The sequence below is a fragment of the Pseudomonas sp. GW821-FHT09E04 genome (assembly GCF_059416185.1).
Window position 1 is genome coordinate 594,681 of record NZ_JBWKOR010000002.1, and the last position, 25,742, is coordinate 620,422.

The window sequence follows — 25,742 nt, forward strand, 5'->3', positions numbered from 1 at the left end:
ATCAGACTGCCGACACCGCCAACCTTGTAGGTGTACGTCAGGGTGACTGTGCGCCCCTTGTTTTCGGTGATCCATGCCTTGGACAACTTGAACGTCAGAACACCTACCGTGGAGACCGCCTGAATGGGCGCGTCACGCAATGCCACACCTGTCAGCCGAATGCCGACGGTGTCTTTCACCGCCAGGCTTGGATAGCTGACTTGCACGTTGGCTTCAGCGCCGAGCGTATCGGCGTTCAGCTCGCCGGCCGGTGCTTCGACTACTTGAAACAGTGCTGGCTGAGCAGCCGACACACCTTGGAAACTGTCCGACGGTACGGCCAAGGTATTCATTCGCCCCGAAGATGTGCTGGAACTTTTGTCTGCAGGGGGAGCGTTCGCTGTGCAACCGACAAGGCTCAGCATTAGGGCATATGCAATCGTTTTCAACATGACCGTACCCTCTCCAATGACAGCGATTCCCGGAGCTCAATCGGGCCGGGGCTGATATCAGAGAAGCTAGGGCTGGAGCAAGAAACCGTCTACTGTCATAACTGACAGGTGTTTATTCATCCAGTAGCACTTGTGGCAATTGAAAAAAGACCGTCCGCAGGCTTGAGCAGTGAACGGACGATCTTTCTGTCTTGAAGATCAGAGGCCTACAACATCCTCGGCCTGCAAGCCCTTCTGCCCTTCCACCACCGCGTATTCAACCTGCTGACCCTCGGTCAGCGAACGGTGGCCTTCGCCGCGGATCGCGCGGTAGTGCACGAACACGTCCACCCCGTCTTCGCGCTGAATGAAGCCGTAGCCCTTGGCGTCGTTGAACCACTTCACGTTGCCGGTTTCACGTGTTGCCATCTGTTCATACTCCTTTTTTATTATTGAACAGGCTTTTCGCAGGAAAGCCTTTGCGGAACGTCAGCCTGCGTCCGACGTCCATAAAAGGGCCCCGGCGACAGAGCGCCGAGTATATGACAGGCGACAAAACTCTCAACAGGAGATTACTTCGCCGCTTTTTTGCCGATTTTCGAGTAATCCGGCAAACTGTCGACCGCCCGAGCAAACGCTCGGTTTATCCACTCATGCAGAAGCCGTATGACCCGTTCCCCGTTCCGCCGTCTTGTGTTTGGCACCTTGCGCCGACTGTTGTATCTCTGGGTTCGCTCCGAGACGATCAACCAGTCGTCGTTCACCCTCAACCTCGACCGCAGTCGTCCGGTGTTCTACGTCCTGCAAAACCCATCGCTGACCGATCTGGCGGTGGTCGACACCGAATGCACCAAGGCCGGTTTGCCGCGCCCGGTGCTGCCGGTGTCAGTCGGAAATCTGCTGGAGCCGGCGGCGTTCTTCTACCTGACGCCGGACCCGGACTGGCTCGGCCGCCAGGACAAGCGCGGTGCGCCGCCGACCCTGACCCGACTGGTCAGCGCCCTGAGCCAGAATGCCGCCGAAGACGCGCAGATCATTCCGGTCAGTGTATTTTGGGGCCAGTCGCCGGACAGCGAGAACAGCCCGTGGAAATTGCTGTTCGCCGACAGCTGGGCCGTCACCGGACGTCTGCGTCGCCTGCTGAGCATCATGATTCTGGGCCGCAAGACCCGCGTGCAATTCTCCGCACCGATCCATCTGCGCGAACTGATCGAACACAACAAAGGCCACGAGCGCACCGTGCGCATGGCCCAGCGAATCCTGCGGGTGCACTTTCGCAATCTCAAGGCTGCGGTGATCGGCCCGGACATTTCCCACCGCCGCAACCTCGTCAAAGGCCTGCTCAACCAGCCACTGGTCAAGCAAGCGATCCTCGACGAAGCCGAACGCGAAAACATCTCCCCGGAAAAAGCCAAGGCCCAGGCCCTGCGCTACGGCAACGAGATCGCCTCGGACTACACCTACACCGCGATCCGTTTTCTGGAAGTGGTGCTGAGCTGGTTCTGGAACAAGATCTACGACGGGATCAAGGTCAACCACATCGAAGGCGTACAGAAGGCCGCCCAGGGTCACGAAGTGATCTACGTGCCGTGCCATCGCAGCCACATCGACTATCTGCTGCTGTCGTACTTGCTGTTTCGCAACGGCCTGACCCCGCCGCACATTGCCGCCGGGATCAACCTCAACATGCCGGTGATCGGCAGTCTGCTGCGCCGTGGCGGTGCGTTCTTCATGCGCCGCACGTTCAAGGGCAACCCGCTGTACACCTCGGTGTTCAACGAATACCTGCACACCCTGTTCACCAAAGGTTTCCCGGTCGAATACTTCGTCGAGGGCGGTCGCTCGCGTACCGGGCGCATGCTGCAACCGAAAACCGGGATGCTGGCGATCACCATGCGCAGCTTCCTGCGTTCGTCGCGGATGCCGATCGTGTTCGTGCCGGTGTACATCGGTTACGAGCGTGTACTTGAAGGTCGTACCTACCTCGGCGAACTGCGCGGTGCGAGCAAGAAGAAAGAGTCGATCTTCGACATCTTCAAAGTCATCGGCGCGCTCAAGCAGCGCTTCGGCCAGGTGGCGGTGAACTTCGGCGAACCGATCAAGCTCGCGGAATTCCTCGACAGCGAACAACCGGGCTGGCGTCAGCAGGAACTCGGCCCGCAGTACAAACCCGCGTGGCTCAACGAAACCACCAATCGCCTCGGCGAGAAAGTCGCGCAGCATCTGAACGAAGCGGCGGCGATCAACCCGGTGAATCTGGTGGCGCTGGCGCTGCTGTCGACCACCCGGCTGGCGCTCGACGATCGGGCCATGGCGCGGGTGCTGGATCTGTACCTGGCGCTGCTGCGCAAAGTCCCGTACTCGCCGCATACCACGTTGCCGGAGGGCGATGGCCGGGCGCTGATCGAACACGTGAAGGACATGGACCTGCTGTCCGAGCAGAACGATGCGCTGGGCAAGATTCTGTATCTGGACGAACAGAACGCCGTCCTGATGACTTACTACCGCAACAACGTGCTGCACATCTTCGCCCTGCCGGCGCTGCTGGCGAGCTTCTTCCAGAGTGCATCGCGCATGAGCCGCGAACAGATCCTGCGCTACACCCGCGCGCTGTATCCGTACCTGCAATCGGAGCTGTTCATCCGTTGGACCCTGGACGAACTGGATGCTGTGATCGATCAGTGGCTGGAAGCGTTCGTCGAACAAGGCCTGCTGCGCTTCGAAAAAGACGTGTACCTGCGTCCGGCGCCAAGCTCGCGGCATTTCGTGCTGCTGACCCTGCTGTCGAAGAGCATCGCCCAGACCCTGCAACGCTTCTACATGACCGTGTCGTTGCTGCTCAACGCAGGCCAGAACACCATCAGCGCCGAAGAGCTGGAAGACCTGTGCACGGTCATGGCCCAACGCCTGTCGATCCTGCATGGCCTGAACGCACCGGAGTTCTTCGACAAGAGCCTGTTCCGCCACTTCATCCAGACCATGCTCGACCTCGACGTGTTGCGTCGCGACGAAGCAGGCAAATTGAGCTATCACGAACTGCTCGGCGAACTGGCCGAAGGCGCAGCCAAACGGGTATTGCCGGCGGAGATTCGTTTGTCGATTCGTCAGGTGGCGTTGCATCGCAGTGAAGATGCAGCCGATCAGCCCGCCGCCCCTGCGCAGAGCGACTAAATTCCTACAGGCGCCAGGCTTCTTCTGGCGCCGTCGATACGGAGATTTCCGATGAAAAAACTATCCCTGCTGGCCGCCGCCACTTTGCTCAGCGCCTGCCAATCGACCTCGCCAGCCGGCAAAGCCAGCCTCGACGGCGAAGTGTTCTACCTGCAACGCATCGCCCTGCCACCGAGCGCAACCTTGAGCGTAAGCCTGCAGGACGTCTCGCTGGCCGATGCTCCGGCGGTAGTGCTCGACGAACAGAAAGGCCCGGTCAAAGGCCAGGTGCCACTGCCATTCCACTTGAGCTACGATCCGGCCCAGGTCAAACCCGGCCACCGCTATTCGGTCAGCGCACGCATCGAAGTCAACGGCGAGCTGATGTTCATCACCACCGAAAACCATGCCGTGCAGCTTGATGGCAAGGATCCGCAGCCGCTGAAGATCCGCGTCGACGCCGCCCGCTAATTCTTTTGAACAAGGAAGCTTTCATGCTCCGTCCAACCCTTCGCTTCGCCGGCCTGTGCGCGGGCCTGATGATCTCCGCCAACGCTATGGCCCTGTCACTGAGCGACCTGTCGCAAGGCGACGCCACCGGCGGCCTCAAGGACGCCCTGACCCAAGGTGCGCAACTCGCCGTCAAACAACTCGGCACGCCGGGCGGCTTCAGCAATAACCCGGACGTGAAAATCGAGCTGCCGGGCAAACTCGGCAAAGTCGCCGGCAAGATGAAAGCGTTCGGCATGGGCGCCCAGGTCGATGAACTGGAAACCGCCATGAACAAGGCCGCGGAAACCGCCGTGACCCAGGCCCAGCCGATCCTGGTCGATGCCGTGAAGAAAATGAGCGTAGCCGACGCCAAAGGCATCCTCAGCGGTGGCAACGACTCCGCGACGCAGTACCTGGACAAATCCAGCCGCGAGCAGATCCGCGCCAAGTTCCTGCCGATCGTCAAACAGGCGACCGACAAAGTCGGCGTAGCGCAGAAATACAACGCCTTCGCCGGCCAGGCTGCAACGTTGGGCGTAGTGGATGCAAAAAGCGCCAATGTCGAAAACTACGTCACCGAACAGGCACTGAACGGCCTGTTCGAAATGATCGGCAAACAGGAAGAAACCATTCGCAAGAACCCGGCCGCTGCGGCGACGAGTCTGGCGAAGAAGGTGTTTGGCAGCCTCTAGGCCGACGCTGCACGGGAGCGAGACAACTCGCTCCCGTCCTTTAACTCTCTGGCTGGACTGCGTAAAAAGAACACCCACTCGCTGCCCATTTTCCTTTTCTCGAAGACCTGCAACTCGACCAGCCCATTCAGGGCTGACATCGACGTGCTGCAAGAACAGCCCAAGTGCTCCCCCACGTTGCTCGCCGTAAATTCCTTCGCCACTCCACTCTTGGCCACCTGATACAGCGCCCGCTGCTTTTGCGTCAGCCGCTCGAAAAAACCCGACGCCATCAGCCACCGCTCAAAGTCTTCCGTGTACGCCAGGCTTTTGCGGTAGACATCCGTGAAGCGACTGACTGCACGCTGAATCACCGAACACTGAAACTCGATGAAATACGTCAGATCCAGTTCGTCGGCCTCGCTGTGCAAATACGACCGCCCGTACTTCACCGGTGCGTTGCGCAGCAAAGGACTGATCGCAATGTAGCGAAATGCCGAAAACTCGTGCTTGAACATGAACCAGTAGAACAGCGCCCTCGCGACCCGTCCGTTGCCATCGCGAAACGGATGTTCGTAGCCCAGAGAAAAATGCAGCGTGATCGCCTTGATCAACGGGTGCAGGTAGTCCCTTTCTTGAGGTGAACCGAGTGGCTGATTGATCCAGCGTACAAGCCTCTGCAAACGCATCACCAGCCCGACAGCCGGCGGCGGTGTATGCACCGTGTTGCCCTCGCCATCCTGTACCACCACTTCATCGTTCGTCCTGAAAAAACCGGGACTGTATTGCGCGTCATCGATCCCCTCGACGCCCACCCGATGCATTGCCGCGATCAAGTCGACGCTCAAGGGTTGGTAACGGTTTTCCCAGGCGAAATTCATCATCCTGTAATTGCCCATGACCATGCGCTCATCCGGTGTGCGCGGCTGCCGTTGATACTTGAGCATGTCCTTGGCAACTCGCGTGGTCGTGGCCGCACCTTCCAACTGGCTGCTGGCGATCACTTCGTCTTCGATCAGATCATTGAGCAAATAACTGAAATGCGACCGTTCGCCGATCTGCCCGGTCATGCACTCCAGCGAAGCGGAAGTCATCTGCAGATCGACGGCCGAAAGGGTTTTCCGTGCCGAGGGTGTCAGCAAATACTTGCCCCACTGCGGCGGCTCGCCCAACGGCAGGAGATTGACGTACTGCGCAGCCCTCGCCCTCTTCACCAACGCCCAACACAAACGAGCATCCAGCCCCGGCGCCCAGCGATAGCGCAAATCCTCAAAAGGCAAATAACGCCCCCGATCATCAAGAGGCTTGAGCAGCGCCAGATAATCCACCAGATGCTGCTTGTGAGGCGCCCGCGCCAACAAATCGAATACCGGATCGGACCGTCCTTTCAATACCGGCGGCTTCTTCACAAAAAACCTCTCGATCACTCATAAAAACAGAGGATCGAGTACAACACCCCAGACCGGACGGCCTCAATATCAGAGAATTCTGAAAAAACTGTAGGAGACCCCACCGCATGCGGCGCAGCCGCCCCACTCAACACAATGAGCGTTAGCTCGAGTACCGCTTTTGACGTGCCGGCCCCATCGGCAGGCTGAGTGGAGGGGTTTATCCGGGGGGAGGCGCGAAGCGCCGTTCGACGAAGTCGAATACATCGAGAGGAGGTGCAGCGAAGCAAACCGGAGGCGATGCCCCCGGATGAATCCCGGAACGAAGGAACACCGAGCCAAAGCGAGGTGCCGAACGCCGGGGCCCAGCCTTTTGCTTACTTTTTGGCGTTTGAAAAAGTGAGCCGCTGTAAGAGCGGAACCGCCAGCGGCAGCACCCGAAGAAACGGATATTCACAAAGAACACCCAGAGCATGGCCGGCCCAAAGGCCGCCAAGCTCAAACAAAATCAAACCTCCTTACGCACCCGGAACCAAGCCGCATACAACGCCGGCAAAAACAAAAGCGTCAGAGCCGTCGCCACAATCAACCCCCCCATGATCGCCACCGCCATCGGCCCGAAAAACACACTGCGCGACAACGGAATCATCGCCAGCACCGCCGCCAGCGCCGTCAACACAATCGGCCGAAACCGGCGCACCGTGGCCTCGATAATCGCCTGCCAAGGCCTGAGCCCCGCCGCGATATCCTGCTCGATCTGATCCACCAGAATCACCGAGTTGCGCATGATCATCCCCGACAACGCAATCGTCCCGAGCATCGCCACAAACCCGAACGGCTGACGGAACACCAACAGAAACAGCGTCACCCCGATCAACCCCAGCGGCGCCGTCAGAAACACCATCGCCGTACGCGAGAAACTGCGCAGTTGCACCATCAGCAACGTCAGCACCACGACAATGAACATCGGCACACCGGCATTCACCGACTTCTGCCCGCGCTCGGAATCCTCCACGGTGCCGCCGACATCCAGCAAATAACCGTCAGGCAATTCAGCGCGAATCGGATCGAGGGTCGGCATGATCTGTTTGACCAGCGACGCCGGCTGCTCCTTGCCGTAAATGTCCGCACGCACGGTCACGGTCGGCAGCCGGTTGCGGTGCCAGATGATGCCTTCCTCGAAGCCATATTCCAGCGTGGCAATCTGCGACAGCGCAACGCTGCGACCGTTGTCGGTCGGCACTGCCAGACTCGGCAGCAGCGACAGTTCGGTGCGCTCGTGCACGGTGCCGCGCAGGAGGATTTCAATCAATTCGTTGTCTTCGCGGTACTGGCTGACGCTGGAACCGGTCAGCGAACTCTGGAGGAATTTCGCCAGATTCGCCGTGCTCACACCCAGTGCCCGGGCGCGATCCTGATCAATGTTCAGGTACACGACCTTACTCGGCTCTTCCCAGTCCAGATGCACGTTCACCACATGCGGATTCTCGCGAACCTTGGCCGCGACTTTCCGGGCCAGGGCCCGGACTTCTTCGATGTGCTCGCCGGTGACACGGAACTGCACCGGATAACCGACCGGCGGGCCGTTTTCCAGCCGCGTGACCCGCGAGCGCAGGGCCGGGAATTGCTCGTTCAAGGTATCGATCAGCCACGTACGCAGCGCCTCACGCTCCTCGATGGTTTTCGCCAGCACGACGAACTGGGCGAAGCTCGCCGCTGGCAGTTGTTGATCCAGCGGCAGGTAGAAACGCGGCGATCCGGTGCCGACGTAGGCCACGTAATTGTCGATGCCGGCGTGATCCTTGAGCATCGCTTCCAGTCGCTTGACCTCGGCGGTGGTGTTGGCCAGCGAAGCGCCTTCGGCCAGTTTCAGATCAACCATTAGCTCCAGCCGGTTGGAGGCCGGGAAGAACTGCTGCGGGACGAACTTGAACAGCATCACCGAGGCGACGAACAGCCCCACCGTCAGCACGATCACCGTTTTGCGCCGACGCACGCACCATTCCACCAGCCGTCGTACCCGCTGGTAAAACGGTGTGGCATAAGGGTCCGGATGTCCGTCCCCCGAACCGTGTTTGGCGGCGTGAATTTTCGCCAGATCCGGCAGGAGTTTTTCCCCGAGGTACGGCACAAACATCACCGCCGCCACCCATGAAGCGAGCAACGCGATGGTGACAACCTGGAAGATCGAGCGGGTGTATTCACCGGTGCCGGACTGCGCGGTGGCAATCGGCAGGAAGCCTGCGGCGGTGATCAGCGTACCGGTGAGCATCGGGAATGCAGTGCTGGTCCAGGCGTAACTGGCCGCCTTGATCCGGTCGAAGCCCTGCTCCATTTTGATTGCCATCATTTCCACGGCAATGATCGCGTCGTCCACCAGCAAGCCCAGCGCCAGCACCAGCGCGCCGAGGGAAATCTTGTGCAGGCCGATACCGAGGTAATACATGCAGGCGAACGTCATCGCCAGCACCAGCGGAATGGTCAGCGCCACCACCATGCCGGTGCGCACGCCGAGGGAGAAGAAGCTCACCAGCAACACGATGGCCAGCGCTTCAACCAACACCTGGACGAACTCACCGACGCCACTTTTCACCGCCGCCGGCTGATCGGACACCTTGCGCAACTGCATGCCGGCCGGCAGGTTTTTCTGGATGCGGGAGAATTCGACTTCCAGGGCCTTGCCCAGCACCAGAATGTCGCCGCCGTCCTTCATCGCCACCGCAAGCCCGATCGCGTCTTCGCCCATGAAGCGCATGCGCGGTGCCGGCGGATCGTTGAAACCGCGCCGCACATCGGCGACATCGGAGATACGGAACGTACGATCACCGACGCGGATCGGGAAGTTTCTGATCTCGTCGACTGTCTGAAAATTCCCCGAAACCCGAAGCTGCAACCGCTCGCTGCCGGTCTCGAAGAACCCGGCGGTGGACACTGCGTTCTGCTCTTCAAGCGCCTGCTGAACGGCTGCCAGCGGCAGGCCGAGCGTGGCGAGTTTGACGTTGGACAGCTCGACCCAGATCTTCTCGTCCTGCAGCCCGAGCAGATCGACCTTGCCCACATCCTTGACCCGCTGCAGCTGGATCTGGATGCGGTCTGCATAATCCTTGAGCACGGCGTAGTCGAAACCGTCGCCGGTCAGCGCATAGATATTGCCGAACGTGGTGCCGAACTCATCGTTGAAAAAGGGGCCCTGAATCCCCGGCGGGAGGGTCTGGCGGATGTCGCTGACCTTCTTGCGCACCTGATACCAGAGGTCCGGAATTTCCACCGAATGCATCGAGTCGCGGGCAATGAACGTGACCTGGGATTCGCCGGGACGGGAGAACGAGACAATGCGTTCGTACTCGCCGGTTTCCATCAGTTTCTTTTCGATGCGCTCGGTGACCTGACGCGAGACTTCCTGTGCCGTGGCGCCCGGCCAGCGGGTCTGGATGACCATGGCCTTGAAGGTGAACGGCGGGTCTTCGCTCTGCCCCAGCTTGGTGTAGGACAAGGCGCCGACGATGGCCAGCAGAAGCATCAGGAACAGTACGATCTGGCGATTACGCAGCGCCCATTCGGAAAGGTTGAAGCGCATCGGGCCTTACTCCTTGTCCGCCAGATTGACCACACGGTTGGAGCGATCCACGGGACGCACCTGCTGCCCTTCCAGCAGCACATGCACGCCGGCGGCCACTACCCAGTCGCTGGCGTTGAGGCCTTCGAGCACCGGCACGGTTTTCTCACCGAACGGACCGATGCGCACGGGCGTCTTTTTCAAGGTGTTGTTGGCGCTGACGACCCAGACATAGGTCGCGCCGTTTTCGGCGGTCAGGGCCGATAGCGGCACCGACAGCGGGATTACGTCGGCGGTCTGCACGAATACCCGGGCGCTCTGGCCGAGTTCTGCCGGGACTTTGCCGGCGGTGAATGAAATGCGCGCGGCGAAGGTGCGGGATTTCGGATCGGCGGCCGGTGACAGCTCGCGGATCTGCCCGGCGAAGCGCTGGTTCTGTTGAGTCCACAGCTCCACCGACACTGGCTGGCCGACCTTGAAGCGACCGAAGCTCTGTTCCGGCAGGCTGATCAGTACTTCACGCTCACCATCGGTGGCGAGGGTGAAAACGGTCTGCCCGGCGGCGACCACTTGTCCGACTTCTACCGAGCGTTTAGCGACCACGCCATCCTGTGGCGCACGCAGCACGGCGTAACTGGCCTGATTGGTCGAGACGTTGAATTCGGCTTTGATCTGTTTGAGGCGGGCTTCGCCGGAGCGGTAGAGGTTTTCGGCATTGTCGTAGGCCGAGCGGCTGACCATCTGCCGTTCCATCAGAGTCTTGTAGCGGTCACGCTCGGCGCGCACCAGATTCAGATTGGCTTCGGCGGCGGTGACCTGGGCGCGGGTGGCTTCCAGTTGCAGGCGCACGTCCTGCGGATCGAGTTCAGCCAGCGGCTGATCGGCCTTCACGCGCTGGCCTTCCTCGACCAGTCGTCGGCTGACTTTGCCGCCGATACGGAACGCCAGATCCGGTTCATACCGGGCACGAACCTCGCCCGGATAACTTTCCATCGCCTGCGCCGAAGGCTCTGGCTGCACCACCATGGCCGGTCGCACGCTGACTTGCGTCACCTCTTCCTTGCCACATGCCGACAATAAGAACGCCAGAGTGACTGGCACCGCAAAGGACAACGCATGGCGGAACATGGTGAAGGACCTTTCGCTAAGGAGGCTTGGAATAATTATACTGACCGGTATGTTATTAATAGCAAACTCACCAGTCCAGTATTAAAAGCGAAGAATGTCGAACAATCTTTCAGCTCCAAATGGCCCCGGCCGCCCGAAGGATCCGGCCAAGCGCCAGGCGATTCTCGAAGCGGCGAAAATCCTGTTCCTGAGTCACGGCTATGCCAACACCAGCATGGACGCGGTGGCCGCCGAGGCTGGCGTGTCGAAGCTGACGGTCTACAGCCATTTCAATGACAAGGAAACGCTGTTTTCTGCCGCCGTCGTCGCCAAATGCGAGGAGCAATTACCGCCGCTGTTCTTCGAATTGCCGGACGGCATCGCGGTGGAAAATGTGTTGCTGAACATTGCCAGAGGCTTTCATCACCTAATCAACAGCGACGAGTCGGTGAACCTGCATCGCCTGATCATGGCGCTGGGCAGTCAGGATCCGAAGCTGTCGCTGATCTTCTTCGAGGCCGGTCCCCAGCGCATGGTGCAAGGCATGGAGCGCTTACTGCGGCGGATTCATGAAACCGGCGTGCTGAGCATCGACAACCCGCACAACGCCGCCGAGCACTTCTTCTGCCTGATCAAGGGCGCGGGGAATTTCCGGCTGCTGTACGGCTGCGGTGAACCACTGACGGGCGAGGCGGCGGAAAGCCATGTACAGGAAGTGGTCGAGCTGTTCATGCGGGCCTATCGACCCTGAAAACAAAAATCCCACGCCATGCGTGGGATTTTTTTATGCGGCGACTCAGGCCTTGAGCGCTTTCTTCGGGTAGATGTCGTAGCGACTGGACTTGCCGTCCAGCGCATGACTCGGCTTCGGCCCTTCGATGCACGGCGCCTTGCGCGGGCGCTTGACCACTACCCGGTGTGTGGCCAGCGCCAACGCCGCTTCCAGCAGGGCCGGTGCATCCGGATCATCGCCCACCAGCGGGCGGAACAGGCGCATTTCCTTCTTCACCAGTGCGGTTTTCTCACGGTGCGGGAACATCGGGTCAAGGTAGATCACCTGCGGCGGCTCGCCCTCCCAGTTGCGCATCACGTCGATGGAGTTGCCCTTGAGCAGCGTCATCCGCGCCACGATCGGCGCCACGTCGAAATCTTCCGCCGCGCGGGCCAGGCCATCCTCCAGCAAGGCGCCGATCAGCGGCTGGCGCTCGATCAGGCTCATCTCGCAGCCCAGGCTCGCCAGCACGAACGCATCTTTCCCGAGCCCCGCCGTGGCATCCAGCACCCGCGGACGCACACCCTGGGCGATGCCGACCGCCTTGGCGATCATCTGACCGCTGCCGCCGCCGTACAACCGACGATGGGCCGCGCCACCCTCGACGAAGTCGACCCGCACCGGCCCCGGCGCATCCGGCCCCAGCTGTTGCAGTTGCAAACCCTGCTCGCCGACCTGCAAGGCGAACTCGCCGTCAGCCACCTGCAACGGCAGGTTCAGGCGCTCGGCCCACTGCTCGGCCTGCGCTTCGAACGTCGGGCCGAGGGCTTCGACATGGATGCGGCAGGCCGCGGGTTGCTCAATCATGGAAAACACGCTCAAAAAAGTTAAGGATCGGCAAAAACCGCCGATAACCCAATCAACGCGCATTTTGCCAGAGCTGAGCGTCAACCGAAAAAAATGTCAGGCATTCTTCCCACATCGATTGGCTACATCTCGCCCCATGGCGATTTCAGCCGTCAAAACACTCAAGCACTGAGCGGCGTCAGTCACCTGTGGCAGGATTTCTTTGCCCAGGCGATGGCCGAGCAGTCGAGTGATGTGGTGCCCGCCTGCGGCACATTCCCACCGGTTGATCTCGATAGCCCTGAAGAACCAACCGTCGGCAGTGAACTGCACGCCCACATCATCGACCAGCGCGAATGCAACGTGGTGGAAACCCCGGTTCGCCCGCCTGAGCCGCTGTTCCTGCCGATTGCCGAAATCGACATGACACTGGCCGAGCCGTACCCTCCGTTCCCGCCAGAAGCCATCAAGACTCAGCAAAAGCAGCAGGATTTCGACAGCAGCTGGGTTCGTCCGGTCGTGATCAACAACGGCCAGCCGATTCCGGAACCGGGCCCTGCCCCGCAGAAAAAGCCGTTGTACCTGCCGATTGCCGAGTTCGATCTGGATCTGCTGCAGCCTTACCCGCCGTTCCCGCCGGAAGAAATCGTCGAACAGCAGAAAGCCCTGGACTTCGATAACGGCTGGGTGCGCCCGATCGTTCAGCAGAACCTGCGCATCGCCGCCTGATCCCGCCCCGCCTCAACCCTTGAAGAATTGATTGGCCTTGGCGTACGGCATCGAACGCGAAGTGAAGCCGAACGTGCCCGATTGCTGGATTTCCTCGGCAGCCCGGAAGAACTCGCCAAACGCCGCCAGAGCCAGCGCCGAGCCGGTGCTGATCCGCTTCACACCCATTTCTTCCAGCTGCTGCACGGTCAGTTTCAGGCCACCGGACATCAACACGTTGACCGGTTTCGGCGCGACTGCGCGCACCACCGCCAGGACCTCTTCAGCCGTCCTCAGACCCGGAGCGTAGAGCACGTCGGCGCCAGCCTCGGCAAAGGCCTGCAAACGGCGAATGGTGTCGTTGATGTCCGGATTGCCGTGCAGGTAGTTTTCCGCGCGGGCCGTCAGGGTGAAGGGAAACGGCAGCGTGCGCACCGCTGCGACGGCGGCTTCTATCCGCGCCACCGCGTGTTCGAAGCAGTAGATCGGAGCATCCGGACGGCCAGTGGCATCCTCGATCGAGCCACCCACTGCACCCGCTTCGGCTGCGCGCAACAGGCTTTGCGCGGACTCGGCTGGAGCGTCAGCGAAACCGTTTTCCAGGTCCACCGCCACCGGCAGATCCGTGGCTGCGGCAATTGCCCGAACATTGTCCAGAGTCTGTTCGAGCCCCAAAGCGCCATCGGGTTTGCCCTGGGAAAACGCATAACCGGCACTGGTGGTCGCCAACGCCTGGTAGCCCAGACTGGCCAGCATCTTCGTCGAACCTGCGTCCCACGGATTGGGAATCACGAAAATCCCGGGACGTTCATGCAGGGCTTTGAAGGCTTCGGCTTTACGGGCTTGTTCTTTGCGGGCTTGGGCGTCCATCGGCAGGCTCCTGGGCAGGAAAAAGAATCCGCCTCAGAGCAGGCCAAGTTGCTCGGCAGCGGGCTCTCTGTATAGCTCAGGCAGGGACGGCAGGCCAGGCAAACGTTGCATCAGTTGTGCATGGAAACGTTGCGCTAGCTTCGCCGCCAGAAGGTTGTCGGCGGTGTGCAGGAAGATATACGGCGTGCGCCCTTCTTCGATCCATTCGGCGATTTTCGCCACCCACGGCACCAGGAACGGATCATTGGCTTCAAGCTCGGGATGGCCGATGAAGCGCACCTGCGGAAACTGGGTGAACGCTGCCGGACGGGTTGGCACCCGGGGCTTTTTCGATTGGGCGTGGATCACCGAAGACTCGGTGGACAGACAACTGAACAACGCGCGCGGATCGAGGCAGATGCGCTCCACACCGCGATCCAGCAGCAGACGATTGAGCAGGCGTTCGCTTTCGCCCTTGGCGAAGAACTGTTCGTGCCGCACTTCCACCGCCAATGGCCGATCAAACGCGTCGATGAAGGCTGCGAGCTCTGGCAGACGTTGCGGAGTGAAGCTCTTCGACAGTTGCAGCCACAGCGGCGACACACGCTCGCCGAGAGGGCTGAGTAACTGGATAAAGGTTTCGGCGGCGGTCAGTTGATCGCGCAGATCGCCGCTATGGCTGATGTCGCCGGGGAATTTTGCGGTGAAGCGAAAGTGCTCGGGCATGACCTCCACCCAACGCTGCACGGTAGCCGGCGAGGGGCTGGCATAGAAGGTCGTGTTGCCTTCCACGGCGTTGAACACTTGCGAATAGAGACCGAGGAAATCAGAGGTCTTGGCGTCTACCGGATACAGATACTCGCGCCAGGCGTTTTCACTCCAGGACGGGCAACCGAGGTAGTAAGGCAGATCCATCAGATGTACAGGTCGAGGCCCAGCACGTCTGCGTCCCAATCGACAAAACCGGCGGTGCTCAGGTAGCTGGCCAAGGCCATGGCCACGCTTTTCTTCATCGCACGGTGATAAATCATGTCTTGTTGGCGGGCGGGCAGATTGCTCAGGCGTTGCGCAGCGTTTTTGGCAGCACGGGCGGCCAGTTGCGCCTCGGTGGGGAATTCCAGCTCGCCGTCGATATCCTCGACGGACTCATCCAGCGCCGGATTGCCTTTGCGAGGCTTGCGCTTGATGGGGTAGGACTGAGTGGAAACGCCGTCTATACGCATAAAGTCATGCTCGGTATCGATGATGGCAATTTAGCGGCACCTGACCGACTTAGCAAATCGCCGAGTGATAACTAGAACACATAAAAGACAAAAGGTTTAAAGCGGGGCGTTGGAAACTGACGATTGGCAGGAACTGGCGGGACCCTGTGGCGGATGCCACAGGGTGATTGTCTTCAGCGGGCTTTCGGGGTGGCCACTTTATCGCGCAGGTAAACCGGCTGGGCGTCGTCTGCCGGGATCGACTCACCGCGCGCCCAGGCGAAGCGGGCCAGCGTCAGCAGGTCTTCGGCATGGGGCAGCATGCCCGCGTCGGAACCGCTCAGATTGACCGCGATGCGCTCGCCGTAGCCCCAACCGGTGCCGGCACCGAACCAGTCGCCAGTCGCATCGTCCGGCAGCGCGGCGACTTCCGGCGGCAACACCGCTTCGGTGCCGACCAGACGCATCTCCCCGGCCGTCTCGCGATAGCAGCCCCAATACACTTCATCCATGCGCGCATCGATGGCCGCCGCGACCTGGCTCACGCCGTGTTCGCGATAAGCACGTTGCGCCAGCACCGCCAGATTCGACACCGGCAACACAGGGCGATCCAGGGCAAAGGCCAGGCCTTGCACCACGCCGATGGCGATGCGCACACCAGTGAAAGCGCCCGGGCCACGACCGAAGGCGATAGCGTCCACGGCTTGCAGCGTGGTGCCAGCGTCGGCCAGCAGTTGCTGGATCATCGGCAGCAGTTTCTGCGCGTGCAGGCGCGGGATCACCTCGTAATGGCTCGTGACCTTGCCGTCATGCAGCAAGGCAACGGAGCAAGCTTCAGTCGCGGTGTCCAGGGCCAGCAAGGTGCTCATCGATGTGTCCGTAAATCAGGTGGGGAAAAAGTGCGCCAGTATAAACAACTACGGCCCGCAAGCGGGCCGTGGATGATGCAGCGGATCAGGTTTTTCAGCTCAGCGCTTCAAGAACCTTGGCGGTGATCGCTTCAACCGAACCGACACCCGGGATGTGGCTGTACTTTGGCTTGCCGTTGGCAGCCGACAGCTTCTGGTAGAAATCCACCAGCGGCTTGGTCTGCGAGTGGTAGACCGACAGGCGATGACGCACGGTTTCTTCGGTGTCGTCCTTGCGCTGCACCAGCTCTTCACCGGTGATGTCGTCTTTACCGGCAATTTTCGGCGGGTTGTAGACGATGTGGTACACGCGACCGCTGGCCTCGTGAACGCGACGGCCAGCGATACGCTGAACGATTTCTTCGTCTTCAACAGCGATTTCAACCACGGCATCCAGCTCGACACCGGCAGTCACCAGCGCTTCAGCCTGAGGAATGGTGCGCGGGAAACCGTCGAACAGGAAACCGTTGGCGCAGTCAGCCTGAGCGATGCGGTCCTTGACCAGTGCGATGATCAGGTCATCCGACACCAGGCCGCCGGCATCCATGATGCTCTTGGCTTGAACGCCCAGCGGAGTGCCGGCCTTGACCGCAGCACGCAGCATGTCGCCGGTGGAGATTTGCGGGATGCCGAATTTCTCGGTGATGAACTTAGCCTGAGTACCTTTACCGGCCCCGGGAGCTCCCAGCAGAATGACGCGCATTAGATGTGCTCCTCAATTTTTTTATAAAAAGCTTTTGCAAAACAACGGATTCGCCTCATGGGGCGAAATCCTGGAAATAGGGTCGTGACCGCCCAAACGGCCAGAGGCTGACCAAGATACACAGCAGGCTGCGCCCACACAAGACGCCAAAAGTCGGAGAAACCGGCGCCTGCCGCGACCTTGCGACGCGGTTCCCCAAGTCGCAACCCCATCATTAACTGTCGCCTGACCGCATTTTCCCCACGATCGATAAACGGCACCCGACGCTTGCCCCGGGTGCCCCGCCCCACGCAGAAAACCTTAGCCGGTATTTCGCAAACCGGCGGCAATCCCCGCCACAGACACCAGCAACGCCTGTTCCACCGGGCTGCCCTGCTCGACATTCTGCTGCCGCGAACGCGCCAGCAGTTCGGCCTGCAACAGATGCAGCGGGTCGAGATAGGTGTTGCGCAGCCGGATGAATTCGAGGGTGTCCGGGCTATGTGCCAGCAGTTGCGACTGACCGGTCAGGCCGAGGACCACGGAACATGCCTGCGACAATAGGTCGCGTAAGTGCACACCCAAAGGTAACAAGTCCGACTCAACCAGTCGCTCGTCGTAGGACAGCGCAATGTCGGCGTCAGCCTTGGCCAGCACCATCTCCAGCATGTCGATGCGGGTGCGGAAAAACGGCCACTGCTCGCGCATCTGCCCCAGCAATTCGCCTTCGCCACGCGCCAGCGCCTTGCTCAACGCGGTTTCCCAGCCGAGCCAGGCCGGCAGCATCAGGCGGGTCTGGGTCCAGCCGAAGATCCACGGAATCGCCCGCAGGCTTTCAATGCCACCGGCGCGGCGCTTGGCCGGACGGCTACCCAAAGGCAAACGGCCCAATTCCTGTTCAGGCGTGGACTGACGGAAGTACTCGACGAACTGCGGATTTTCCCGCACCACAGCACGATAGGCGCTGACACCGTCGGCGGCCAATTCATCCATCAGATGACGCCACTCCGGCGTCGGAGGCGGTGGTGGCAGCAGGGTCGCTTCGAGCACGGCAGCCAGATAGAGATTGAGGTTTTGTTCGGCGATGTCAGGCAGGCCGAATTTGAATCGAATCATTTCCCCCTGCTCGGTGGTGCGGAAACGCCCGGCCACCGAACCCGGCGGCTGCGACAGGATCGCCGCGTGAGCCGGACCGCCGCCACGGCCCACGGTGCCACCGCGACCGTGGAACAGCAGCAGTTCGACTTGCTGCTCGCGGCAGATTTCCACCAGCCGTTCCTGCGCCCGATATTGCGCCCAGGCCGCCGCGGTGGTGCCGGCATCCTTGGCCGAGTCGGAATAGCCGATCATCACTTCCTGCGGGCCTTGCAGGCGCGCGCGATAACCCGGCAGCAGCAACAGGCGCTCGATCACCGGGCCGGCGTTGTCGAGGTCGGCGAGGGTTTCGAACAGCGGCACCACGCGCATTGGCCGCAGTACGCCAGACTCTTTGAGCAGCAGTTGCACCGCCAATACATCGGAGGCAGCGCCGGCCATGGAGATCACGTAGGAGCCCAGCGAAGCGCCCGGCGCGGCAGCGATTTCCTTGCAGGTGGCGAGCACTTCGGCAGTGTCCGCCGAGGGTTTGAAATGCGCCGGCAGCAACGGCCGACGATTTTGCAGTTCGCGGGTCAGGAAGCTGATGCGTTGTTCTTCGTCCCAGTCTTCATAGCGACCGAGGCCGAGGTAATCGGTGATTTCGGTCATGGCCGCGCTGTGTCGCGACGAATCCTGACGCACATCGAGGCGCACCAGGAACAGGCCGAAGGTCACGGCCCTGCGCAAACAATCGAGCAACGGCCCGTCGGCGATCACACCCATGCCGCACTCGTGCAGCGAGTGGTAGCACAGCTCCAGCGGATCGAGCAGGTCGCGGTTGTTGTGCAGCACATCCGCCGGGGCCGGAGTGTTCGCCGCCAGCGATGCATGAGCCCAGTTGCGCGTGGCGCGCAGGCGTTCACGCAATTGCTTGAGCACGGCGCGATAGGGTTCGGCGCTGTCGCCGGCCTTGGCCTTGAGCGATTCGCTGGCCTGTTGCATCGACAGTTCAGCCGCCAGGTGATCGACATCGCGCAAATACAAATCTGCTGCCATCCAGCGCGCCAGCAACAGTACTTCGCGGGTCACGGCAGCGGTCACGTTCGGGTTGCCGTCACGGTCGCCGCCCATCCACGAAGCGAAGCGGATCGGCGCAGCCTCCAGCGGCAAACGCAGGCCCGTGGCGGCGAACAGTGCCTGATCGGCCTTGCGCATATGGTTGGGAATCGCCTGCCACAGCGAGTGCTCGATCACTGCAAAACCCCATTTGGCCTCGTCCACCGGGGTCGGCCGGGTGCGGCGGATTTCTTCGGTGTGCCAGGCTTCGGCGATCAAACGTTGCAGGGTGTTCTGGATCTGCTCGCGTTCGGCGCTGGTCAGGTCGCGGTGATCCTGGGCCGCCAGTTGCGCGGCGATCGCGTCGTACTTCTGGATCAGCGTGCGCCGGGCCACTTCGGTCGGGTGCGCGGTCAGCACCAGTTCGATTTCCAGTCGCGACAACTGTCGGGCAAGGGAGTCGGCGCTGTGCCCTTCTTCAAGTAAACGGGCGAGCAATTCCGGCAGCACGCGGGACTCGAACGGTGCGGCCTGCGACTCTTCGCGGCGATGGATGAGCTGGTACTGCTCGGCGATGTTCGCCAGGTTGAGAAACTGGTTGAACGCCCGCGCCACCGGGAGCAATTCGTCTTCGCTCAACTGATTGAGGCTGGCGCTGAGCTCCGCATCCATCGAGCCGCGTCGGTCAGCCTTGGCGCCCTTGCGAATCTGCTCGATCTTGTCGAGAAACGCCTCGCCGTACTGGTCACGAATGGTGTTGCCCAACAGCTCACCGAGCAGGTGAACGTCTTCGCGCAAGCGTGCATCAATATCGGTCATCAGCATCTCTCCAGCAGTAATCGGTGACGGATCGCAAGTGAGTGGATGAACAGAGAGTGCCGCTCTGGGACGCTTCTTACAAGCAGACGACGAAGGGACTTTAAACCTTGAGGCTTGAAGCTAGTCTCAACAGTAAGCCCCACAACGGCTTGCCGCCGGCTGACGGCGGACACTCACCCAGACCTGCCACGAGCAGGTGCGACATGAGGTCATTATGAAAATCCGTGAACTCGCCCAGCATTGGGAAGAAACCGCCAAGGGTCGTCTGACCGAGACCGGCTACACGATTCATCTGGATGTGGAAGCGGCCGCACGGCTGGCCGCGATCGCCGAGATGTACCCCAAACGCCACGCCGAAGAACTGCTCGGCGAGCTGATCGGCGCCGCCCTCGAAGAGTTCGAAGCGAGCCTGCCGTATGTGAAAGGTTCGACCGTGGTCGCGACCGATGAGGAAGGTGATCCGCTGTATGAAGACGTCGGCCCGACGCCGCGTTTTCTCGCGTTGTCGCGGCGTCATCTGCACGATTTATCGGCCGCCGTCGGTAAGCAGAAACACTGATTTTTCCTGCCTCTCCTCTCCCTTGAACAGCCCTGTCCCCGAGCCTGAAAAGGCCCGGGGATACCGCTGCGCACGTCCAAAGTTCCCGGTTTAGAGCCTTGTCCATTCGGTCAGAATATTTTTTGGCGATGAGCCATCTTTTCTGAACTTTTAAAAAAAGCCTTCGGTCGGAACAGGTAACCACGCCTGGAACGAGCGTTTCAAAACGCACTTGCACATGACGGTTGCGGCTCCGCTACCAGGATGGATTTCGAAGCTTTCAAGGAGTTAACCAATGGAGTTGAAGACCATGAAGACCCAAACCTCGTTCTCCCACCTGCGCGGTCTGAAACTGGCCGCTCTCGCCATCGGCACCAGCTTCGTGCTGGCCGGTTGCGCCGGCAATCCACCGACCGAGCAGTACGCCGTCACCCAATCGGCGGTCAACAGCGCGGTCAGTGCCGGTGGTACCGAATTCGCCGCCGTGGAAATGAAGCAGGCACAGGACAAGCTCAAACAAGCCGAAATCGCCATGCACGACAAGAAGTATGACGAGGCTCGCAAGCTGTCCGAGCAAGCCGAGTGGGACGCTCGCGTAGCAGAACGCAAAGCTCAGGCGGCGAAAGCTGAACTCGCTGTGAAGGATGCCCAGAAAGGTGTTCAGGAACTGCGTCAGGAAAGTCAGCGCACCGTGCAATAAGCGCGCATCCCGACTGCAAGGCTGAATCTCTTACCGATAGAAAGGACGAACGATTATGCGTAAACAACTGATGATCCCCGCTCTGCTGGCCGCAAGTGTTGCCCTGGCTGCCTGCTCGACGCCGCCGAACCCGAACCTGGAACAGGCGCGCACCAACTACGCCGGTCTGCAGGCCAACCCGCAGGCGAGCAAAGTGGCCGCACTGGAAACCAAGGACGCCAGCGATTACCTGGACAAGGCTGACAAGGCCTATCTGGACAAGGAAAACGCGGCCAAGGTTGACCAACTGGCCTACCTGACCAACCAGCGCGTGGAAGTGGCCAAGCAGACCATCGCCCTGCGCACCGCTGAAAACAACCTGAAGAACGCCTCCGCCCAACGTGCCCAGGCACGTCTGGATGCCCGCGATCAACAGATCAAGCAGTTGCAGGACAGCCTCAACGCCAAGCAGACCGATCGCGGTACGCTGGTGACCTTCGGTGACGTGCTGTTCGCCACCAACAAGGCTGACCTGAAATCCAGCGGCCTGGTGAACATCAACAAACTGGCGCAATTCCTTCAGGAAAACCCTGATCGCAAAGTGATCGTCGAGGGCTACACCGACAGCACTGGCGCGGCGAACTACAACCAGTCGCTGTCCGAGCGTCGTGCGACTTCGGTGCAGGTGGCGCTGATCAAAATGGGCGTCGATCCGTCGCGCATCGTGGTGCAGGGTTATGGCAAGGAATACCCGGTGGCGGATAACGGCAGCGTCTCGGGCCGTGCGATGAACCGTCGGGTGGAAGTGACCATTTCCAACGACAACCAGCCGGTGATTCCGCGTTCGGCTGTCAGCTCGAACTAAGCGTCAAGCGGTAACGAAAAAGCCCCGCCTGAATGATCAGGCGGGGCTTTTGTTTGCCGCAGGCTTACTCTTCCAGCTCCTGCGGGGTCTCCTGGCCCATGCAGCGCACAGCCTTTTTCTGGCCGTTGATCAGCACCCCGGTCAGGCCTTTCTGTTCGGTGTCGAACAGCACCAGCACGCCATCGATGCATTGCGCCACTTGCGGCGCCGGGTCCAGGGAGACTTTGTAGTCTTCGCCGGGAATGGTCTTGAGCATGGTGAATTCGTTGAGCAGCAACGCATCCTCGGGTTTGGCGAAGTGCAGGTAGCCGTAGTACCACAGGGCACCAACAGTGCCGAGGATGCTGCAGATACCGGTGATGATCAGCGGGATGGCGTTACGTTCTTCACTCATTGCGGACTCTCTGGTGGTTCAGCTTCAGAATTCTGGGGAGGCGGATAATTCGGGACTTCGCCGAGGCGGCGCAGGCCGTTGAAGTGCTCGGGATCGTCGAGGTAGCGCAGCATCACCTGGCGCCACACCGGGTCGCCGAAGGTCTGCACATGGCCACCTCGGGTCAGTTGCAGCACGCGAGGCGGCGGCGCAGCTTGATACAGACGGATGCCGTTGGAAAGGGGCACCAGCGGATCGTCAAGGCTGTGGAAGATCAGTTTCGGCACGCCGTTGAGTTGCGGCATCGCGTTGATCGCGCTGTCACCGTCCGGCACCAGCCACGACAGCGGCACCTGGAACGGCCAAGTCATCCATGAGGTGCTGAGGGCGTACTGGCCGACGCTGCGATAACTGGCGGGCACGCCGTCGAGCACCAGCGCCTTGAGCTGTTTTTGTCTTTCCGGATGTTGCACCAGCCAATGCACGGCCATCGAGCCACCGAGGCTCTGGCCCAGCAACACCAGCGGTTTGCCTTGAACTTCCGGCGCCTTGTCCAGCCAGGCGAACGCGGCGTCGATGTCCTGATAGATCGCCGGCAGGCTCGGCTCGCCCTCGGACAAGCCGTAACCGCGATAGTCCACCAGCAGCACTTGATAGCCGTTTTTCGGCAACCACCAGCTCCCGCCCAGGTGCATCGGCAGGTTGCCGCCGTTGCCGTGCAGGTGCAGGACCGTGCCCTTGACCTCGACACCGGGTTTGGCCGGCAGCCACCAGGCGTTCAGCTTGAGGCCGTCGGCGGTGGTCAGGGTGACGGTGCGGTATTCGAGTTTGGCCTTTTCCGGCGTGAAGATCTGACCCGGCTCGGGGTAGAACAGCAAAGAGCTGCAACCGCCGAGGGTCAGGAGCAGGCAGAAGATGCCGAGGATTCTCATCCGTTGAAACCTCGCGAAATTCGGGTTCCCACGCAGCGCGTGGGAACGTTCAAGGGGGCTACAGGATGTTCGAGTAATCGGCCTCGATCCGGTCCAGGCTCAAGTGATTGAGGAAGTTGGAGAAGCACATCCACGCCGACAACGCGTTCATGTCGCGGAACTGGTCCGGCAGATACTTCGGCGGTACCACCAGGCCTTCGTCCACCAGCTGACGCAGGGTTCGCATGTCCTCAAGGGTTGTCTTGCCGCAGAACAACAGCGGGATCTGCTCAAGCTTGCCCTTGCGCACGGCCAACTGAATGTAGTTGTAAACCATGATGAAGCCCTTGAGGTAGGACAAGTCTTTGGTGAATGGCAGACCGGTCGGCGTCGATCCCCGGAAAACCCGACTGGCATTGCCATAGCTTTCGGCCATTTCAAAGCCCTGCTCACGGAAGAACTCGAAGATCTGCAGGAAGTCCGCGCCCTCCTCGACCATATGAATGGCGCGGGTGCGGTTGGTTAGTTTGCGCAAACGGCTCGGGTAGGAGGCGAACGTGATGATTTCCATCAGGATCGCCAGGCCTTCCTGAGTCACGGTCGACGAGGGTGGGCCCTTGGACAGGAAGGTGCAGATCGGCTGGTTCAGACCGTTGAGCGTGGTGCCGACGTGCACCAGGCCTTCGTGGACTTCCAGCGCGCGCACGTCGCGGTCGTTGAACATCGCGTCGGTGCGGATCTTGATGTAGTCGGCGCCCGCCGCCGCGTCGGCGACGATCCCGTCGGACTCGAACACGCGGATGGTTTCCTCGGCCTCGCCGAACACCTTGTTCAGGCGGGTTTGCAGCAGGTGCACGGCATCCTTGGCGGTGAGGATCTTCGGTTCGTCCTTCAGGTCGCCACGGCCGTCGATGTTGTTCAGGTAGTCCGACATCATCAGGCCAAGGTCGGCCAGGGTCGGGTCACCGGCGTGGAACGCATCGGACGCAGCGCCGTACAGTTCCTGGGAAATCAGGCCGAAATCCTCGGTGCCGCGCGCTTCGAGCATGCGCACCACCATCCGGTATTCCTTGCACATGCGGCGCATGATCTGGCCGACCGGGTTGAACTGGCCGAGCTGGCGAGTGATGTCGCGCTCGATGTTCTGGAATTCCAGCTTCACCTTGCTCGAATCGAAAGACAGCGGCCGGTTGAGGTAGTAGTCGCGATCCACCGCCGGCAATTCCTTGCCCTTGGCCTTGAGAAAACCCTTGCGGATGTTCTCGTCCCACTTGACTGCGTCAAGGACGCGAATCGGCGTCTGCGCCAGCACAATGCGATCGGACAGCGTGCGTATCGTCTGCTGGTAATCGTCCACCCGAAACTCCTGTAGAAAACATGACGAACTGAATTATTTGGCCTTGGCCTGATGCTGATAGCGCGCCGCTTCGACGAAAACGTCGGAATTGGCCGGGTCGTCGAGGTAAGCAAAGACCTTTTCGAGAGTGCTGTCGACTTGCACGCCCTCGCCGTCATCGGTCTGGAAGCCCTGGCCGTCGAGGCTTTTCTGCGCGATGGCCTGGTTGATCTGTTCGAGATCGAGGTTGTAGATCACCAGTTCGTGCTTATCGGTGAGTTCGAAACCGGCGATGGTGAAGTGCCCGCCATACTGCGCCGGCACCTTCGCCGACAGATACCAGCGGTTGCCATGGCGCGACACGGTGAACGGATAGGCTTCGCGCTCGCGCGGTCTGGACTTGAAGTACGCGACCGCCTGATAGCGGTCGTTGCCCAGGCGCGTCAGTTCCAGATTCATCGGTTCGCCCCAGGCGTTGGTGCTCGACCATTGGCCGAGCAGGCCCTTGGGCGCCGGCTCACTGGCGGGCAGCGGCTCCTTGAAGGTCACCAGACAACCGCTGAGCAGCAGGAACGACAGCGCGATCAACGCGCCACGCCAGGCTTTCATTCAACACTCCCTATGAACCGAACTCGCCACCGGACCTGTGGGAGCGTTACATCGACGCCAGCACCAGGTGCATATAGCGGGTCAGAATGCCGAGCATGTCCTCTTCGGCCAAAGGCTCGGCGTCGTTGAGCAGGCCCTGATATTCCATCCGTCCGATAATCGCCGTCAACACCTTGGCATCCTGCTGCGGCTCGCGTGAGCCCAGCACCTGGAACAACTGGCAGGTGCCCTGCAACAGAATCTGCTGGTGGGAGCGCACCAATACCGCCAGACGCGGGTTGAGCAGCGCTTCCTGACGAAAAGCCTGTTCGGCCATCAAGTGCTCGCGGCGATTGACCAGTTGCCGGTGCACGTAGTCAGCCATCAACCGGGCGATATCGTCCGCCAGCTGCGAGCGCGACTCCGGGCTGCCGTCGCCGCTGACCACCATTTCGCGCAGCAGGCCTTCGTTGTTGATCCACAACTTGGCCATGTAGGCCGCGCTGCGTTCAACGTATTGGGCGAAGGTATCGGTGAGCAGGTCATCGATGTCCTTGAAGTAATAGGTGGTCGCCGACAACGGCACACCGGCTTCGGCCGCCACCGCACGGTGGCGCACGGCACGCACGCCGTCGCGCACGACAATGCGCATCGCCGCGTCGAGAATGTCCTGCCGACGCTGCTCGCTGCCCTGTCGGCTGGCCTTGCGGCCCTGGTACTGAACACTTTCAGCGACCGCAGTGGCGATTCCCGCTGCACCCTCTTGAGCCATTGCACCGATCACGACAGGCATACCTCTGTTGTTTTCTTCAAAATTAA

At 60.8% G+C, this 25,742-nt stretch carries 25 protein-coding genes; 8 read left to right on the forward strand and 17 right to left on the reverse strand.

Translation table 11 applies throughout. The features are described 5' to 3' along the window. Both AC07N4_RS09185 and AC07N4_RS09190 read right to left on the reverse strand, forming a co-directional pair. Positions 1–323: hypothetical protein (locus AC07N4_RS09185; protein WP_493184123.1), on the reverse strand; the 323-nt coding region annotated here is incomplete at its 3' end. 306 nt (positions 324–629) lie between these two features. Next, positions 630–839, reverse strand: coding sequence for a cold shock domain-containing protein (locus tag AC07N4_RS09190; RefSeq protein WP_007954750.1), 210 nt, complete (start codon positions 837–839; stop codon positions 630–632). A 237-nt stretch (positions 840–1,076) separates the two neighbouring features. On the opposite strand from AC07N4_RS09190, the gene plsB reads away from it, so the two are divergent. From plsB to AC07N4_RS09205, 3 genes are read left to right on the forward strand one after another with little or no spacing between them, the layout of a single operon-like run. After that, positions 1,077–3,581 (forward strand): glycerol-3-phosphate 1-O-acyltransferase PlsB, encoded by a 2,505-nt coding sequence (gene plsB, locus AC07N4_RS09195; protein ID WP_493065352.1) that lies wholly within the window; start codon positions 1,077–1,079, stop codon positions 3,579–3,581. A 51-nt stretch (positions 3,582–3,632) separates the two neighbouring features. Further along, on the forward strand, positions 3,633–4,031 hold the full coding sequence (locus tag AC07N4_RS09200) for a YbaY family lipoprotein (protein WP_096819642.1): 399 nt from the start codon (positions 3,633–3,635) through the stop codon (positions 4,029–4,031). Positions 4,032–4,054: 23 nt separating this feature from the next. Continuing rightward, the gene (locus AC07N4_RS09205) at positions 4,055–4,744 is read left to right on the forward strand and encodes a DUF4197 domain-containing protein (RefSeq protein ID WP_096819643.1); all 690 of its coding nucleotides are present in this window, start codon (positions 4,055–4,057) and stop codon (positions 4,742–4,744) included. Here the strand turns inward: AC07N4_RS09205 and AC07N4_RS09210 are convergent. From AC07N4_RS09210 to AC07N4_RS09220, 3 genes are all read right to left on the reverse strand, one after another. After that, a complete protein-coding gene (locus tag AC07N4_RS09210; RefSeq protein ID WP_493065351.1) occupies positions 4,741–6,132 on the reverse strand; it encodes a Fic family protein in 1,392 nt (463 codons plus the stop codon). The genes AC07N4_RS09205 and AC07N4_RS09210 overlap by 4 nt on opposite strands. A gap of 487 nt (positions 6,133–6,619) precedes the next feature. Beyond that, on the reverse strand, positions 6,620–9,688 hold the full coding sequence (locus tag AC07N4_RS09215) for an efflux RND transporter permease subunit (protein ID WP_102621436.1): 3,069 nt from the start codon (positions 9,686–9,688) through the stop codon (positions 6,620–6,622). 6 nt (positions 9,689–9,694) lie between these two features. Further along, a complete protein-coding gene (locus tag AC07N4_RS09220; RefSeq protein WP_096819646.1) occupies positions 9,695–10,795 on the reverse strand; it encodes an efflux RND transporter periplasmic adaptor subunit in 1,101 nt (366 codons plus the stop codon). 94 nt (positions 10,796–10,889) lie between these two features. Here AC07N4_RS09220 and AC07N4_RS09225 point away from each other — a divergent pair, with 94 nt between their 5' ends. After that, positions 10,890–11,525: a TetR/AcrR family transcriptional regulator gene (locus tag AC07N4_RS09225; protein WP_085729787.1), complete on the forward strand. Its 636-nt coding sequence runs from the start codon at positions 10,890–10,892 to the stop codon at positions 11,523–11,525. A gap of 45 nt (positions 11,526–11,570) precedes the next feature. Here the strand turns inward: AC07N4_RS09225 and AC07N4_RS09230 are convergent, their stop codons facing one another. Next, positions 11,571–12,353 carry a class I SAM-dependent methyltransferase gene (locus AC07N4_RS09230; RefSeq protein WP_425220359.1) on the reverse strand — a complete coding sequence of 261 codons (783 nt, stop codon included), beginning with the start codon at positions 12,351–12,353 and terminating at the stop codon, positions 11,571–11,573. Between the two features lie 93 nt (positions 12,354–12,446). Here AC07N4_RS09230 and AC07N4_RS09235 point away from each other — a divergent pair, with 93 nt between their 5' ends. Then, positions 12,447–13,061, forward strand: a complete 615-nt coding sequence (locus AC07N4_RS09235) for an energy transducer TonB (RefSeq protein ID WP_102621439.1) — start codon at positions 12,447–12,449, stop codon at positions 13,059–13,061. Between the two features lie 12 nt (positions 13,062–13,073). Here AC07N4_RS09235 and AC07N4_RS09240 read toward each other — a convergent pair whose 3' ends face one another. From AC07N4_RS09240 to ppc, 6 genes are all read right to left on the reverse strand, one after another. Beyond that, complete coding sequence (locus tag AC07N4_RS09240; protein WP_493065350.1) at positions 13,074–13,910, reverse strand: isocitrate lyase/PEP mutase family protein; 837 nt, start codon at positions 13,908–13,910, stop codon at positions 13,074–13,076. 33 nt (positions 13,911–13,943) lie between these two features. Next, positions 13,944–14,804 carry a DUF72 domain-containing protein gene (locus AC07N4_RS09245; RefSeq protein ID WP_102621441.1) on the reverse strand — a complete coding sequence of 287 codons (861 nt, stop codon included), beginning with the start codon at positions 14,802–14,804 and terminating at the stop codon, positions 13,944–13,946. Next, entirely contained in the window at positions 14,804–15,112 is a 309-nt protein-coding gene (locus AC07N4_RS09250) for a hypothetical protein (protein WP_102621442.1), read from the reverse strand. The genes AC07N4_RS09245 and AC07N4_RS09250 overlap by 1 nt, the downstream gene beginning before the upstream one ends. A gap of 173 nt (positions 15,113–15,285) precedes the next feature. Further along, positions 15,286–15,960: a tRNA (adenosine(37)-N6)-threonylcarbamoyltransferase complex dimerization subunit type 1 TsaB gene (gene tsaB, locus AC07N4_RS09255; RefSeq protein WP_096819652.1), complete on the reverse strand. Its 675-nt coding sequence runs from the start codon at positions 15,958–15,960 to the stop codon at positions 15,286–15,288. A gap of 94 nt (positions 15,961–16,054) precedes the next feature. Further along, positions 16,055–16,702: an adenylate kinase gene (gene adk, locus AC07N4_RS09260; RefSeq protein ID WP_096819653.1), complete on the reverse strand. Its 648-nt coding sequence runs from the start codon at positions 16,700–16,702 to the stop codon at positions 16,055–16,057. 300 nt (positions 16,703–17,002) lie between these two features. Beyond that, positions 17,003–19,633 carry a phosphoenolpyruvate carboxylase gene (ppc, locus tag AC07N4_RS09265; RefSeq protein ID WP_493065349.1) on the reverse strand — a complete coding sequence of 877 codons (2,631 nt, stop codon included), beginning with the start codon at positions 19,631–19,633 and terminating at the stop codon, positions 17,003–17,005. Between the two features lie 214 nt (positions 19,634–19,847). Between ppc and AC07N4_RS09270 the strand changes: the two genes are divergently transcribed. From AC07N4_RS09270 to lptF, 3 genes are all read left to right on the forward strand, one after another. Next, the gene (locus AC07N4_RS09270; protein ID WP_096819655.1) at positions 19,848–20,192 is read left to right on the forward strand and encodes a pilin assembly protein; all 345 of its coding nucleotides are present in this window, start codon (positions 19,848–19,850) and stop codon (positions 20,190–20,192) included. Positions 20,193–20,466: 274 nt separating this feature from the next. Then, a complete protein-coding gene (locus AC07N4_RS09275) occupies positions 20,467–20,871 on the forward strand; it encodes a DUF4398 domain-containing protein (RefSeq protein ID WP_493065348.1) in 405 nt (134 codons plus the stop codon). A 55-nt stretch (positions 20,872–20,926) separates the two neighbouring features. Beyond that, a complete protein-coding gene (lptF, locus tag AC07N4_RS09280; RefSeq protein ID WP_096819657.1) occupies positions 20,927–21,715 on the forward strand; it encodes a lipotoxin F family OmpA-related lipoprotein LptF in 789 nt (262 codons plus the stop codon). Positions 21,716–21,779: 64 nt separating this feature from the next. Here lptF and AC07N4_RS09285 read toward each other — a convergent pair whose 3' ends face one another. The 5 genes from AC07N4_RS09285 to AC07N4_RS09305 are packed head-to-tail and all read right to left on the reverse strand — an operon-like array spanning position 21,780 to position 25,695. Beyond that, a complete protein-coding gene (locus AC07N4_RS09285) occupies positions 21,780–22,109 on the reverse strand; it encodes a PA3694 family proteiin (protein WP_493065347.1) in 330 nt (109 codons plus the stop codon). After that, entirely contained in the window at positions 22,106–23,020 is a 915-nt protein-coding gene (locus AC07N4_RS09290; RefSeq protein WP_493065346.1) for an alpha/beta hydrolase, read from the reverse strand. Before AC07N4_RS09290 ends, AC07N4_RS09285 begins: the two co-directional genes overlap by 4 nt. 58 nt (positions 23,021–23,078) lie before the next feature. Further along, on the reverse strand, positions 23,079–24,356 hold the full coding sequence (locus AC07N4_RS09295; RefSeq protein ID WP_102621445.1) for a flavohemoglobin expression-modulating QEGLA motif protein: 1,278 nt from the start codon (positions 24,354–24,356) through the stop codon (positions 23,079–23,081). 33 nt (positions 24,357–24,389) lie between these two features. Then, complete coding sequence (locus AC07N4_RS09300; RefSeq protein WP_102621446.1) at positions 24,390–24,944, reverse strand: hypothetical protein; 555 nt, start codon at positions 24,942–24,944, stop codon at positions 24,390–24,392. 46 nt (positions 24,945–24,990) lie between these two features. Continuing rightward, on the reverse strand, positions 24,991–25,695 hold the full coding sequence (locus AC07N4_RS09305) for a TetR/AcrR family transcriptional regulator (protein WP_096819676.1): 705 nt from the start codon (positions 25,693–25,695) through the stop codon (positions 24,991–24,993). Positions 25,696–25,742: the final 47 nt, after the last annotated feature.